Here is a 13,431-nt window from a genome sequence, read left to right as displayed (position 1 = left end):
TTGTGTTTGATATAGGTTTTTCTGAATTAGTACTGATTTTCGTTGTGGGGCTGGTTGTGCTAGGTCCGCAACGTTTACCCGTTGCTATTCGTACCGTAATGGGCTGGGTTCGTACAATTCGTGGATTAGCCGCAAATGTGCAGAATGAATTAGCACAAGAACTCAAATTACAAGAGCTTCAAGAAAGCATTAAGAAAGCGGAAGCATTAAATTTAAGTTCACTTTCACCTGAATTAAGTAAGACAGTGGAAGATTTAAAACAATCTGCACAACAAATGCAGGCTGATTTGGCATCGGCAAAAGGTGAGATTACCAAACTGACAGATGAGCAAGTTGCTGAAATTCAAGCGAAAATAGAGCAAGAAGAACAGCAAATTGCTGTGTCGGAATCACAAAAAAATCTGGAAAATCAACCGCTTGCTGATAATGAATCTGCTCAGGATAAAGTGGAATTATCTCCGGCTGAAATTGCAGAACAGGCTGAATTGGACGAATCGCAGTTTGCGACTTATTATCCGCCTGACGATGATTTAGCAACCCCAACCTCATCAGGAACAACACAACAGGATAAACAGAATGTCAGTTGAACAATCCCAACCTCTGATTAGTCACCTTGTTGAATTAAGAAATCGCTTGCCGCGTAGCTTTATTTGTGTGCTTGTGGTTTTTTGTGCCTTAGTTTATTGGGCAAATGATATTTATACCTTGCTCGCCACGCCGTTAACTGAAAATTTACCGGCCGGTGCGACTATGATTGCAACTAACGTTGCTACACCATTTTTTACTCCGATTAAGTTGACCGGTGTTGTAGCGGTATTTTTATCGGTTCCCTTTATTCTTTACCAAATTTGGGCATTTGTTGCTCCTGCATTATATAAGCATGAGAAACGATTAATTTACCCTCTATTGGTTTCAAGTACATTATTATTCTATTTAGGTGTCGCATTTGCTTACTATGTCGTGTTCCCATTGGTATTCGGTTTCTTAACCAGTACCGCTCCGGAAGGGGTAACAATGGCAACCGATATTAGTAGCTATTTGGATTTCGTACTGACTATTTTCTTAGCATTTGGTATTTGTTTTGAAGTACCGGTTGCGATAATTTTATTATGTTGGTCTGGTGTAACATCTGCTAATGATTTGCGTGAAAAACGTCCTTATATTATTGTGGCGGCATTTGTGATCGGTATGTTATTAACACCGCCGGATATTTTTTCTCAGACACTTTTAGCTATTCCGATGTGTTTGCTATTTGAAGTCGGGTTGTTTTTCTCGAAGTTCTATAAGCCGACAGATGAGCAAGAGGAAACTATCGCTAACTAATCTAAACCCGCTCACAAGCGGGTTATTTTTTATTAAAATTTGCAAAATTAGGAAGAAATTATGGCTCAATATCTTAACACTTCATTTCCCACTCGCCGTATGCGTCGTTTACGTAAACATGATTTTAGTCGTCGTTTAGTGGCGGAAAATCAATTGACTGCCGGAGATTTAATTTATCCGGTATTTGTGATCGAAGGTGAGAATCAGCGTGTAAAAGTGCCATCAATGCCGGGCGTGGAACGTTTAACGATTGATCAGCTTTTAATTGAAGCGGGGGAATTGGTTAAATATGGTGTGCCGCTCATTGCACTTTTCCCAGTTGCCGGTGAATCTAAAAAATCGCTCATGGCGGAAGAAGCCTATAATCCGGAAGGTTTAGCACAACGTGCAGTACGTGCATTAAAAGCGGCATATCCGGAATTAGGTGTGATGACCGATGTGGCGTTAGATCCTTTCACAACTCATGGGCAGGACGGTATTATTGATGCAGAAGGTTATGTGTTAAATGACATTACGACCGAAGTATTGGTAAAACAGGCACTTTCTCATGCAGAAGCCGGTGCGGATATTGTTGCTCCAAGCGATATGATGGACGGTCGTATCGGTAAAATTCGTGAAGCACTTGAAGCAAAAGGCTTAATCAATACGCAAATTATGGCGTATTCGGCTAAATATGCGTCAAATTATTACGGCCCGTTCCGTGATGCGGTCGGTTCGGCAGGTAATTTAAAAGGCGGTAATAAATTTACTTATCAAGTTGATCCGGCGAATGCAAACGAAGGTTTACACGAAGTGGCAATGGATATTCAAGAAGGGGCGGATATGGTGATGGTAAAACCGGGGATGCCTTATTTGGATATGGTATGGCGTGTAAAAGAAACCTTTGGCGTACCGACTTTTGCCTACCAAGTATCGGGTGAATATGCAATGCATATGGCGGCAATTCAAAACGGTTGGTTAAAAGAACGTGAATGCGTAATGGAAGGTTTGCTTTGCTTTAAACGCGCGGGAGCGGACGGTATCTTAACTTATTTCGCTAAAACGGTGGCGAAATGGTTATACGAAGATAATCACCAATAATCACAAGCGGTTAGATTTGAGGAATTTTTTGTAAATGCTTCAGTCTAACCGTTACTTTTTTAGGAGATATAAATGAACGAACAATTTTCTCTTCAACCGTCGAATGATTCATTACGTACCGTGATGTATATCACATACGGCTTATTCGGCTTAGGTATTATTTTCGGCGGTTTACCGGCGATTGCCGGTGTGATAATGGCTTATATTAAACGTGAAGATATGCAAGGCACAGCATATTATGATCATATGCGTTTTCTCATTCGTACGTTTTGGGGAACATTAGCTGGCTTTGTTTTGGGAATGATACTTTCGTTTATCGGCATTGGTATTTTGGTGATTTGGGCGGTAAGTATTTGGTATGTGTTCCGAGTGATTTACGGTGCGATAAAATTATTGGATAACAAATCGGTGACACCAACCGGCTGGTTTATGTAGTAAGTTGCAAAAAGGCGGTCAAATTTGACCGCTTTTTCACACTTGTAATGAGCTAGCGAGGCAGTTTTTGGCAACGAGGACAGAAATAACTATTACGTTGCCCGATCACTTTTGCTTCAATCATTGTTCCACAGTCATTACAGGCTTCGCCTTTGCGACCGTAAACTTGTAATACTTGAGCAAAATAACCCGGTTTTCCATCAGGTTGAATAAAATCTTTAAGCGTTGTTCCACCCTGAATAATCGCTTTAGTTAATACTTCTTTAATTACTGTGGCCAAGCGTTCGCATTGTTTCTTAGTCAGGTTTTGCGTAGCAAGTTCCGGATGAATCCCAGCCATAAATAGCGATTCACAAGCATAGATATTACCCACACCCACTACAATATCGTTATTCATAATAAAGTTTTTGACTGCGACGGTTTTGTTACGGCTTCGAGTAAATAAATACTCAGTTGTAAATGCTTCGGAAAGTGGTTCCGGTCCTAAGCGAGTAATCAGCTCGTGTTGTTCTGCATTTTTCATCCATAGCCAACAACCGAATTTACGTGGGTCGTTATAACGAAGTATCGTACCGTCTTGAGTAATAAGATCAACGTGATCGTGTTTGCCGGCGACTTGTTGACTTTCTTGTAAAATACCGAGTGAACCGGACATTCCTAGGTGAATCAGAATATCGCCGTTTGTCGTATGTAAGATTAAATATTTGGCACGGCGAGAGAGAGAAATGATTTTTTCGCCTTGCATTTGTTGTAATTCATCTGAAATTGCCCAACGTAATTTATTAGTTCGTACGATAATCTGTTTAATAGTTTTGCCGTGTAGATAAGGTTCTACACCTCGTAAGCTGGTTTCCACTTCTGGTAATTCGGGCATATATTGACTCCAAAGATTTGAGATAAACAAAGGGCAAGGATAACCTTGCCCAAATCGTTTTATTTTACGCTAACAAAGCGGTTACAGACTAGCCCAATCATTAAACCGCCGAGTGCAAATGGTAGCCATTCCATTGAATAGGCTTTTAACGGTAAATTATCAACTAAGCTGACACCTGCGACTGATAAAATAGAAACGATCGTGACTAGAATTAGTGAAATACGTAATGCTAATAACGGTAATTGAATAAATAAATTTAATAACAATAAAAAGATTATCGACATTGCAATCGGATAAAGCACCAATAATACGGGGATAGATTTACTGATTACCGCACTTAATCCTTGGTTTGCTAAACCGAAGCCGATTAAGGTACAAATAATGGCATAGGTTTTATAAGAAATTTTCGGGAAAATCTCATTAAAATATTCACTTACTGACACAATCAGACCGATCGCTGTGGTTAAGCAAGCTAACGAAACGATCACACCTAATACAGTACGACCGAAATCGCCAAATGCTTGAGCCGCCACATTTAGAATATAAGTACCTAAATCTTGTTTTTTAGCGGTTAAATCTGCTAATAGTTCCGCAGAAATCGGTAATTTATTGCCAATCCAACCGATAGATAAATAGATTAATGCTAATAAAACCGCCGCAATGACGCCTGCCATCGCAGTTTGTTTGCTCAAGGCTTTTTCGTCAGTAAAGCCTTTATTTTTAATTGCGTTGATTACGATTACTGAGAATGCAACAGAAGCCAAAGCGTCCATTGTGTTATAACCGGCAAGGATTCCATCTACAATCGGCGCTTCCATCACATTAGTGCTTGACGGATTATCAGCAAGTAACACGATACCGCTGATGACAAGTGCAAGAATCGAAATTAACAGTAAAGGCGTTAGAATTGAGCCGATTCTTTCTACCATTTTTGATGGATTTAAACCAAGCCAAATGGCTAATGAAAAATAAACCGATGTGAAAATCAGCAATGAAATCGGTGTCTGTTCGCCTAAAAACGGTAAAACAGCCATTTCATAAGCAGTAGCCGCAGTACGAGGAATAGCAAAGAAAGGCCCGATAGTTAAGTAAATCGCGACTAAAAAGAGCAGTGAAAACCATGGGTGGATACGATGTAAAGTCGCTTTATAACCGCCTTTATAAGAGGCACTTACAATAATACCGAGTAACGGTAGACCTACACCGGTAACCACAAATCCGATTGTCGCAGTCCAGAAATCCGCACCGCTTTCAAATCCTAATTTTGGCGGAAAAATTAAATTACCCGCACCAAAGAAAATGGCAAACAGCATAAAGCCGACCACGAAAGTATTTTTAGACATAATGAAACACACAATAATAGTTAAATATAAAAAATAAACCTCGCAACAGCGAGGAACATAGATTACCTAAACAGCTCGGTAAAGAAACAGCCAAATTTACAAGAAATTTATAAACCTTAACTGCTTGTTGCTATACATATCATTATTTAGTTAATAATTCAATGAAGTTTACTAATGAGAGTTGGTTCTATCATGATTTCTGCTCAGAAAATAAAAAAACCGAACTTTGTTGCTTGCAAAGTTCGGTTAAAAACAGACCGCTTATTTCGGTTAGTTCATATATAAACCACCGTTTACGTGGATAGTTTCGCCAGTAATGTATTTTGCATCATCACTTGCTAAGAATGCGACTGCTTTCGCAATATCTTGTGCTGAGCCTAATTGACCTGCTGGGATTTGACTTAAGATCGCTTGTTTTTGATCTTCGTTTAATTCGTCTGTCATATCGGTTGCGATAAAGCCTGGAGCAACCACGTTTACCGTAATGCCACGAGAAGCCACTTCTTTTGCTAATGATTTAGAAAAACCGACTAAACCAGCTTTTGCCGCGCAGTAGTTGGTTTGACCCGGGTTACCCATTGAGCCGACAACTGAACCAATAGTAATGATACGTCCGCCTTTTTTCATCATTGGACGTAAAACTGCTTTAGATAAGCGGTAAACAGAAGTTAAGTTGGTTTGAATAATGTCGAACCAATCGTCTTCTTTCATACGCATCAATAAACCGTCACGAGTGATACCCGCATTGTTTACTAAAATATCAACATCACCGAAATCCGCTTTAATTTGAGCTAAAACGGCTTCGATAGAAGCTGCATCCGTTACGTTTAAAACTAAACCTTTGCCGTGTTCGCCTAAGTATGCAGAAATGCTTTCCGCACCTTTTTCCGATGTTGCCGTACCAATTACGGTTGCGCCTTTTGCGCCTAATTCTTCTGCGATAGCTTTACCAATACCACGAGTTGCACCCGTTACTAATGCGATTTTACCTTGCATTTTTGACTTGCTCCTATTTATTGTAGGGACGCCATGCTTGGCGTCCGTTATATATTACTGTGCGTAGCCTTCTAATGAAGCCACGTCATTGACTGCTTTGGCATTTAACTCTTTCACGATACGACCTGCTAAACCGGTTAATACTTTACCCGGGCCGATTTCATAAAGAGTTGCAACACCTTCGTTTGCCATTTTTTCTACCGTCTCAGTCCAACGAACCGGGTTGTAAAGTTGGCGAACTAATGCGTTGTGGATTGCTTCAGCATCTGTCTCTACACTAACATCAACATTATTAATAACTGGTACAACCGGTGCGTTTAACGTGATATTTTGTAATGCTTCGGCTAATTTATCCGCGACCGGTTTCATTAATGCACAGTGAGAAGGTACGCTTACCGCTAATGGTAATGCACGTTTTGCACCTGCCGCTTTACATAATTCACCCGCTTTTTCTGCGTACGCTTTTGTACCGGCAATAACCACTTGTCCCGGGCTGTTGAAGTTTACTGCTGAAACGATTTCGCCGACTTCCGCTTGAGCTTGTTCACAAGCATTAATAATCGCTTCGTTATCTAAGCCGATAATCGCATACATTGCTCCTGTACCCGCCGGTACAGCTTGTTGCATTGCATTACCGCGTAATTCTACTAATTTGATTGCGTCTTGGAAATTTAATACGCCTGCACAAACTAATGCTGAGTATTCGCCTAAGCTATGACCTGCCATTACAGATGGTTTTAATTCAGGGTATTTTTGTTGCCACACACGATAGATCGCAACCGATGATGCTAAAAGCGCCGGTTGTGTACGTTGTGTTTGACCTAAATCTTCTGCGGTACCGTTTTGGACTAAATCCCAAAGATCGTAACCTAAAACATCAGAAGCTTGTTTAAAGGTTTCTTCAACAATTGGGTATGCAGTTGCAAGATCCGCTAACATTCCGACCGCTTGTGAGCCTTGACCTGGAAATACCATTGCAAAATTTGACATATTTTTTCCTCTTATTTGTAAATTTGGTATTTAAGACGCACTTTGTGCATCCGTTATAATAGTGTTAATCCGGTGAATAATAGAGCTTACCGATTTCAATACGCTGACGACCGGTTTCTAAACGCCATTTATTCGAATCGCGTAAAGAATATACACAACCGCAGTATTCTTGCTGGTAGAAACGTTCACGTTTACTGATTTCGATCATACGTTGCGAGCCGCCATTTTTACGCCAGTTGTAATCCCAATAAACCACATCATCAAATTTTGCCGCACGATGTCCGCAATCGTTGATTTGGTTCATATCTTTCCAACGAGAAATACCTAAACAGCTGGTATAAACCGGGAAGCCGTTATTGTGTGCGTATTCCGCCGCTTTTTCGAAACGCATATCAAAGCACATCGTACAACGAATACCACGCTCCGGTTCCCATTCCATTCCTTCCGCTTTTTTAAACCATTCACGGCGATCATTCTCGTAATCATCATCGAAATCAATAAACGGAATGCCCCATTTCTCGGCAAAGCGAATATTTTCCTCTTTACGAATCAGATATTCTTTCATCGGATGAATGTTCGGATTGTAGAAATAGATAGTAAATTCGATACCTGATGCGTGGATTGCTTCCATCACTTCACCGGAACAAGGCGCACAGCAAGAGTGCAGTAATAATTTGTTATGTCCGCCCGGAAGCGTTAATTTTTCACGCACAAAAGGTGCGTTCGGATCTTTGCCTTTACGTGTTAGCTTTTTTTTCTGTTGTAACGCCTGTTTATGTTCTAAAGGTTGTTGGTTTTGTTCTGTCATAAAAATTGTAAAAAATTCTAAAAATTTGACCGCTTATTAATACGAACGGTCGACCGATAAATAAGCAAGAGAAATCAATGCTTGTTTGTATTCGCTTTCCGGTAAAACTGTAAGTGCATCAACCGCTTTCTGTGCTTCTTGTTTAGCACGAGTCATTGCATACTCAAGTGATTGGTGTTCCGCCATAATTTCTAATACGGCTGGAATTTGTTCACGTTCTCCGCCGTTTTCAATCGCAGAACGAATCATATCCACCTGCACTTGATTACCCTTCGCTTGAGCAACGTGCATAGCATGTAACAATGGTAAAGTCGGTTTACCTTCAACGAAATCATCACCGACATTTTTGCCGAAACTTTCCGCTTTTGCTGAGTAATCTAAAATATCATCAATTAATTGGAATGCGGTACCGAGGTAGCACCCGTAATCTTTCAACGCTGTTTCAACCGATTTTTCTACCCCTGCCACAATCGCAACACATTGTGTCGCCGCTTCAAATAAGCGTGCGGTTTTATTGTAGATAACACGCATATAATTTGCTTCGGTAGTATTCGGGTCATTCACATTCATTAATTGTTGCACTTCGCCTTCAGCAAGTGCATTAGTGGCGAGAGACATCACTTTTAATACTTCAAGCGAATCAACACTGGTCATCATTTGGAATGAACGCGTATAAATAAAATCGCCGACTAATACGCTTGCCGCATTGCCAAACGTTGCATTCGCCGTTGCACGACCTCGACGCATATCCGACTCATCAACCACATCATCGTGTAATAAGGTTGCGGTATGCACAAATTCGATAAAAGCGGCACAGGTAACGTGTTTGTTACCGGTATAACCTAATGCGTTAGCGGCAAGCACGGCAATTAACGGGCGAATACGCTTTCCGCCACCGGCAATAATATAGTGACCTAACTGATTGATTAGAATAACTTCTGAGTTCAGTTGGGCAAGAATTTCCGCATCTACCGCTTGCATATCTTGTTTAGCTAGTGCTTGAATTTGTTCGAGTGTTAATAAGGTTGTCATTGCGTTCTCATATCAAATGTGAAGATTTGGCTATAATTCTACCTTAAATCTGATGAGCTTCAAAAAGGAATTGGCAGAAGCGGTTAATTTTATAGGATTATTTGCACGTTTTTATTTGAATATAACCGCTTAAATAATGGGGTTGGAGAAGAGGTACGAACAGTACATTTAACGATGGGATCAGCTCATCTTTCTCCTTATGAATGATATGATGATATAGATTTAACTAAATAAAAGAGCAGATTGAGATGAAAGTAGGATTAGTATTAGAGGGTGGAGCAATGCGAGGAATGTTTACCGCCGGAGTATTAGATGTCTTTTTAGACGAGCAAATTCAGATTGACGGAGCAGTAACCGTATCGGCAGGGGCATTGTTCGGCATTAATTATCCTTCCAAACAAAAAGGACGGGTATTGCGTTATAACCTCAAGTATTTGAGCGATAAACGTTATATGGGGCCGCATAGCTTATTGACCACCGGTAATATTGTGAATCGTGATTTTGCCTTTTATGAATTACCGTTTACGCTTGATCCTTTTGATCAGACTACTTTTACACAGTCACAATGTGATTTTTGGGTAACGCTAACCAATGTAGAAACCGGGGAAGCGGAATATGTAAAAATTACCGATGCTTTCGCTCAAATGGAAGCGTTTCGAGCAACCTCAGCAATGCCGATGGTCTCGAAAATGGTGGAAATTGACGGTAAAAAATATCTGGATGGAGGAATTGCTGACAGTATTCCGCTGCAAAAATGTATTGAGTTAGGCTATAACAAGATTATTGTAGTTTTAACTCGCCCGTTAGATTACCGTAAAAAACCGAGTTCTAGCGCAATATTTAAGTGGTTTTATCGTCAATACCCTAAATTAATCGAGCGTTGGCAGAACCGTTATGCTGAATATAATCAATCTGTGGAACAAGTAATTAAACTGAATGAGCAACAGCAAATTTTTGTGATCCGTCCATCACAATCTTTGGCAATTAGCCGTTTAGAAAAAGATCCGAATAAATTAAAAGCGATGTATAACTTGGGGATTCAGGACGCTCAAGCACTTATACCAGCATTAAAAGCCTTTTTGGGGGAAACATAGTATCGCTTTATTCTCATTTTAATAATTGTTAATTCTGATTTCATTAATAATTGAGCGGTCAGATTTTTTCTATAATTTACAAGTTCTAACTCATCACAAAGGAAAGCAAAAATGACATTTCAAGTAAAAAGTTTTGCGGCATTAGATCCGAAAACACCATTAGTTAAACACATTATTGAACGCCGTGATATTCGCCAAGATGATGTGGAGATTGACATCCTATATTGTGGAGTTTGCCACTCGGACTTACATATGGCAAAAAATGACTGGGGATTCTCGACTTATCCGATCGTACCGGGGCATGAAATTGTTGGTCGAGTAAGCAAAGTCGGTAAAGATGTGACAAAATTTAAAGTGGGCGATCTTGTCGGTGTCGGCTGTATGGTGGATTCTTGCCAACATTGTGAACCTTGCCGTCACGGCTTAGAGCAATATTGCGAGAACGGTCGTATTGATACTTATGGCGCAGTTGATCCGAAAGACGGTATGACAACATTCGGTGGATATAGCGAGAAAATCGTGGTCACTGAAAAATTCGTCTTAAGCGTACCGGAAACACTTGATACGAAAGCGGTCGCACCGTTATTGTGTGCCGGTATTACGACTTGGTCGCCGTTGCGTCACTGGAATGTTGGTAAAGGCACAAAAGTTGCAGTTGTCGGTTTAGGCGGTTTAGGTCATATGGCATTGAAATTAGCTAATGCGTTAGGGGCAGATGTCACTTTATTTAGTCGTAGTGCCGGTAAAGAAGCAGATGCATTCCGTTTAGGCGCACACAAAGTGGTTATCTCAACCGATGAAGCACAAATGGCTCAGGTAGCAAATACTTTTGATGTCATCATTGATACCGTACCTTATCAACACGATTTGAAACCGTATATTAATACACTAACATTAAATGGTACGATTGTACTTGTCGGCTTAGTCGGCGATTTAGAGCCAAGCATTAGCACCGTTCCACTTATTATGGGACGACGTTCTGTGGCAGGTTCATTAATCGGCGGCATTAAAGAAACGCAAGAAATGTTGGATTTCTGTGGCCAACACGGTATTACCTCTGATGTGGAAATGATTGATATTCAAAATATTAATCAGGCTTATGAGCGTATGCTGAAATCGGATGTGAAGTATCGCTTTGTGATCGATATGCAATCACTAAAACAGGGTTAATCTTTGAATTAATCTAGTCATTATTTCTTAAAAGTAAATAGTTTATTCATTATTTACTATCTAGTCAGCGGAATGAATAAGAGTAGAATAACATTCGAAACTTTTATTCATTCTTTTTTTATATGTAAGGATATGACTTTTATGACAAAACAAATTGCAGTATTAGTAGGTAGCGGCAGTAAAACATCAATCAGCCAAGTGGTTGCGAATCATTTAAAAACTATCGCACCAGCAAATATCCAGTTAAATTTCGTTAATATTGCCGATCTTCCGTTATATGATCGTGACTTAGATGAAAATAGTCCGGCAGAATATAACCGTTTCCGTGCAGAAATCGCACAAGCTGACGGCTTCTTATTTGTAACGCCTGAACACAATGGTGGAATGTCAGCAATGATGAAAAATGCGATTGACGTAGGTTCACGCCCGATGGGACAAAGTTTATGGATTGGTAAGCCGGCAGGTATCGTATCAGTTGCGACAGGTATGTCTGGTGGCGTGCGTGCGGCAGATCAATTACGTGTAGTGGCTTCAGGCAGTTTTATTAATATGCCGGTTGCTCCATTTGCGGCAAACGTAGGTGGTGTATTTAACGGCGTGCTAAATGAACAAGGTGAAATTGTATCTGAAGCAGTATTAGGTACGTTAAAAGGTTTTATCGACAGCTATGCGGATTTTATTGCTAAATTCTAGTCGCAATATTCTCTTCTCATTACTTTAATACAAGCGGTTATTTTGTAAAATTTGTTGCAAAAATAACCGCTTTTTAGATTGAGTAAGATATTATTTACTTAAATGAAATAGTTTATTTATAAATATGCTATTTATTTCAAAAAATGATTAGTATAGAATAAACCTATCAAATCTTGATGATTCAATTTAATTTTTTAAGGAAAGCAAAATGAACTCTAACTTAGCGAAATTTACTCCATACGCATTAGCATTGTTACGCATTGTAGCAAGATATATGTTCTTATTACACGGTACGGCAAAATTCTTTGAATTTCCGGTGTCAATGACCGGCGGTAACGGTTCAGTGCCGTTAATGTCAATGTATGGTATCGGCGGTATCTTAGAAATCGGTGGCGGTATTCTATTAATTTTAGGCCTATTCACTCGTCCTGTGGCATTTTTACTCTCAGGTATGATGGCATACGCTTATTTCTTTATGCATGCAACAGCAAGCAGATATTGCTCTACCGTTAGTAAACAAAGGCGAATTAGCATTATTATATTCTGTTGTATTCTTCTTATTAGTATTTGTTGGTCCGGGTGCATTTGCATTAGATAATAAACGTGTAAATGCTAACAAATAAGCCTTTTAGCAATTAAAAACGGGAAGCGGTCATTTTTTGCAAAAATTTGCAGAATTTGACCGCTTTTTTGTTATAATACCAAACATCCAAAAATCACGAGGGTGGTAGCTCGTAAAAACAGAAAGCATCTTGAAATGATTGCCGATTTAGTTGCAATTCAAAAATAGATTGTCGCTTATTTTGTGCTTTTTTCCGAAAAAGTGATTTAAAGAGAAAATAACCCGGAAATTTTTTAATTTTTCTGCAAAACATTCTTGCTCTTTAGCTTGTTTTTGCGTAGAATTGACCACCTATTTTATATGAATTTAAGAGTGCCTAAGCAGAAGCGATTGGCACAAATTAGCGGAGTAAATATGTACGCAGTTTTCCAAAGTGGCGGCAAACAACACCGAGTAAGCGAAGGTCAAGTAGTTCGTTTAGAGAAACTTGAAATTGCAACTGGTGAGAAAGTTGAATTTGACTCAGTGTTAATGGTCGTTAACGGTGAAGATGTTAAAATTGGTGCACCAGTAGTTGCTGGTGCAAAAGTAGTGGCTGAAGTTGTAGCACAAGGTCGTGGCGATAAAGTTAAAATCGTTAAGTTCCGTCGTCGTAAACACAGCCGTAAACAACAAGGTCATCGTCAGTGGTTCACAGAAGTGAAAATCACTGGGATTCAAGCATAATTTCAGAGGAGATCAAGTAGATGGCAACTAAAAAAGCTGGTGGTTCAACTCGTAACGGTCGTGATTCTGAAGCTAAACGCCTTGGTGTTAAACGTTTTGGTGGCGAATCTGTATTAGCAGGTAGCATCATCGTTCGTCAACGTGGTACTAAATTCCACGCTGGTAGCAATGTTGGTATGGGTAAAGACCACACTTTATTCGCAACTGCTGACGGTAAAGTTAAATTTGAAGTGAAAGGCGAGAAAAATCGCAAATACGTAAGCATCGTTGCTGAGTAATTCATTTCAATAAAGATTTGAAATAAA

15 protein-coding genes and 1 pseudogene are annotated in these 13,431 nt (G+C 39.8%); 10 read left to right on the top strand and 6 right to left on the bottom strand.

What is annotated here, in order from left to right; all coding sequences use genetic code 11:
• Positions 1 to 2: 2 nt before the first annotated feature.
• The 4 genes from tatB to NYR89_RS07190 all read left to right on the top strand — a co-directional run bounded on the left by tatB (position 3) and on the right by NYR89_RS07190 (position 2,838).
• A complete protein-coding gene (tatB, locus tag NYR89_RS07205; protein ID WP_279445292.1) occupies positions 3 to 587 on the top strand; it encodes a Sec-independent protein translocase protein TatB in 585 nt (194 codons plus the stop codon).
• The gene (tatC, locus tag NYR89_RS07200; protein ID WP_279445291.1) at positions 577 to 1,323 is read left to right on the top strand and encodes a twin-arginine translocase subunit TatC; all 747 of its coding nucleotides are present in this window, start codon (positions 577 to 579) and stop codon (positions 1,321 to 1,323) included. Before tatB ends, tatC begins: the two co-directional genes overlap by 11 nt.
• A gap of 60 nt (positions 1,324 to 1,383) precedes the next feature.
• On the top strand, positions 1,384 to 2,403 hold the full coding sequence (gene hemB, locus NYR89_RS07195; RefSeq protein WP_279445290.1) for a porphobilinogen synthase: 1,020 nt from the start codon (positions 1,384 to 1,386) through the stop codon (positions 2,401 to 2,403).
• 72 nt (positions 2,404 to 2,475) lie between these two features.
• Positions 2,476 to 2,838, top strand: a complete 363-nt coding sequence (locus tag NYR89_RS07190; RefSeq protein WP_279445289.1) for a DUF4870 family protein — start codon at positions 2,476 to 2,478, stop codon at positions 2,836 to 2,838.
• 52 nt (positions 2,839 to 2,890) lie between these two features.
• Here the strand turns inward: NYR89_RS07190 and mutM are convergent, their stop codons facing one another.
• The 6 genes from mutM to ispB all read right to left on the bottom strand — a co-directional run bounded on the left by mutM (position 2,891) and on the right by ispB (position 8,881).
• Entirely contained in the window at positions 2,891 to 3,712 is an 822-nt protein-coding gene (gene mutM / locus NYR89_RS07185; RefSeq protein ID WP_279445288.1) for a bifunctional DNA-formamidopyrimidine glycosylase/DNA-(apurinic or apyrimidinic site) lyase, read from the bottom strand.
• A gap of 59 nt (positions 3,713 to 3,771) precedes the next feature.
• Positions 3,772 to 5,055 carry a branched-chain amino acid transport system II carrier protein gene (gene brnQ / locus NYR89_RS07180; RefSeq protein ID WP_279445287.1) on the bottom strand — a complete coding sequence of 428 codons (1,284 nt, stop codon included), beginning with the start codon at positions 5,053 to 5,055 and terminating at the stop codon, positions 3,772 to 3,774.
• A gap of 270 nt (positions 5,056 to 5,325) precedes the next feature.
• The gene (fabG, locus tag NYR89_RS07175; RefSeq protein WP_279445286.1) at positions 5,326 to 6,051 is read right to left on the bottom strand and encodes a 3-oxoacyl-ACP reductase FabG; all 726 of its coding nucleotides are present in this window, start codon (positions 6,049 to 6,051) and stop codon (positions 5,326 to 5,328) included.
• Between the two features lie 54 nt (positions 6,052 to 6,105).
• Positions 6,106 to 7,041, bottom strand: coding sequence for an ACP S-malonyltransferase (fabD, locus tag NYR89_RS07170; protein ID WP_279445285.1), 936 nt, complete (start codon positions 7,039 to 7,041; stop codon positions 6,106 to 6,108).
• Positions 7,042 to 7,105: 64 nt separating this feature from the next.
• A complete protein-coding gene (locus NYR89_RS07165; RefSeq protein ID WP_279445284.1) occupies positions 7,106 to 7,849 on the bottom strand; it encodes an epoxyqueuosine reductase QueH in 744 nt (247 codons plus the stop codon).
• A gap of 36 nt (positions 7,850 to 7,885) precedes the next feature.
• Positions 7,886 to 8,881, bottom strand: a complete 996-nt coding sequence (ispB, locus tag NYR89_RS07160; RefSeq protein ID WP_279445283.1) for an octaprenyl diphosphate synthase — start codon at positions 8,879 to 8,881, stop codon at positions 7,886 to 7,888.
• Positions 8,882 to 9,129: 248 nt separating this feature from the next.
• Between ispB and NYR89_RS07155 the strand changes: the two genes are divergently transcribed.
• The 6 genes and pseudogenes from NYR89_RS07155 (at position 9,130) to rpmA (ending at position 13,404) form a co-directional block, all read left to right on the top strand.
• Positions 9,130 to 9,975, top strand: a complete 846-nt coding sequence (locus tag NYR89_RS07155) for a patatin-like phospholipase family protein (protein WP_279445282.1) — start codon at positions 9,130 to 9,132, stop codon at positions 9,973 to 9,975.
• A 111-nt stretch (positions 9,976 to 10,086) separates the two neighbouring features.
• Entirely contained in the window at positions 10,087 to 11,145 is a 1,059-nt protein-coding gene (locus NYR89_RS07150; RefSeq protein ID WP_279445281.1) for an NAD(P)-dependent alcohol dehydrogenase, read from the top strand.
• Positions 11,146 to 11,286: 141 nt separating this feature from the next.
• Positions 11,287 to 11,838 (top strand): NADPH-dependent FMN reductase, encoded by a 552-nt coding sequence (locus NYR89_RS07145; RefSeq protein ID WP_279445280.1) that lies wholly within the window; start codon positions 11,287 to 11,289, stop codon positions 11,836 to 11,838.
• A 208-nt stretch (positions 11,839 to 12,046) separates the two neighbouring features.
• A pseudogene (locus NYR89_RS07140) lies at positions 12,047 to 12,461 on the top strand (DoxX family protein).
• A 353-nt stretch (positions 12,462 to 12,814) separates the two neighbouring features.
• Positions 12,815 to 13,126, top strand: coding sequence for a 50S ribosomal protein L21 (gene rplU / locus NYR89_RS07135; RefSeq protein WP_005618624.1), 312 nt, complete (start codon positions 12,815 to 12,817; stop codon positions 13,124 to 13,126).
• A gap of 20 nt (positions 13,127 to 13,146) precedes the next feature.
• Positions 13,147 to 13,404 (top strand): 50S ribosomal protein L27, encoded by a 258-nt coding sequence (rpmA, locus tag NYR89_RS07130; RefSeq protein ID WP_005621788.1) that lies wholly within the window; start codon positions 13,147 to 13,149, stop codon positions 13,402 to 13,404.
• The last annotated feature ends 27 nt before the right edge of the window (positions 13,405 to 13,431 follow it).

Origin of the sequence: Actinobacillus arthritidis (assembly GCF_029774155.1) — a bacterium.
In the GTDB taxonomy this organism is placed as follows: Bacteria; Pseudomonadota; Gammaproteobacteria; order Enterobacterales; family Pasteurellaceae; genus Actinobacillus; species Actinobacillus arthritidis.
The sequence above is the reverse complement of the archived record's forward strand: the minus strand, read 5'-3'. Positions and strand labels throughout refer to the sequence as shown.

Coding starts and splice junctions, on each gene's coding strand:
- NYR89_RS07145 (WP_279445280.1), top strand. CDS start 11,287: ATGACAAAACAAATTGCAGTATTAGTAGGTAGCGGCAGTAAAACATCA.
- rplU (WP_005618624.1), top strand. CDS start 12,815: ATGTACGCAGTTTTCCAAAGTGGCGGCAAACAACACCGAGTAAGCGAA.
- ispB (WP_279445283.1), bottom strand. CDS start 8,881: ATGACAACCTTATTAACACTCGAACAAATTCAAGCACTAGCTAAACAA.
- NYR89_RS07155 (WP_279445282.1), top strand. CDS start 9,130: ATGAAAGTAGGATTAGTATTAGAGGGTGGAGCAATGCGAGGAATGTTT.
- NYR89_RS07165 (WP_279445284.1), bottom strand. CDS start 7,849: ATGACAGAACAAAACCAACAACCTTTAGAACATAAACAGGCGTTACAA.
- mutM (WP_279445288.1), bottom strand. CDS start 3,712: ATGCCCGAATTACCAGAAGTGGAAACCAGCTTACGAGGTGTAGAACCT.
- fabD (WP_279445285.1), bottom strand. CDS start 7,041: ATGTCAAATTTTGCAATGGTATTTCCAGGTCAAGGCTCACAAGCGGTC.
- NYR89_RS07190 (WP_279445289.1), top strand. CDS start 2,476: ATGAACGAACAATTTTCTCTTCAACCGTCGAATGATTCATTACGTACC.
- tatC (WP_279445291.1), top strand. CDS start 577: ATGTCAGTTGAACAATCCCAACCTCTGATTAGTCACCTTGTTGAATTA.
- rpmA (WP_005621788.1), top strand. CDS start 13,147: ATGGCAACTAAAAAAGCTGGTGGTTCAACTCGTAACGGTCGTGATTCT.
- fabG (WP_279445286.1), bottom strand. CDS start 6,051: ATGCAAGGTAAAATCGCATTAGTAACGGGTGCAACTCGTGGTATTGGT.
- hemB (WP_279445290.1), top strand. CDS start 1,384: ATGGCTCAATATCTTAACACTTCATTTCCCACTCGCCGTATGCGTCGT.
- NYR89_RS07150 (WP_279445281.1), top strand. CDS start 10,087: ATGACATTTCAAGTAAAAAGTTTTGCGGCATTAGATCCGAAAACACCA.
- brnQ (WP_279445287.1), bottom strand. CDS start 5,055: ATGTCTAAAAATACTTTCGTGGTCGGCTTTATGCTGTTTGCCATTTTC.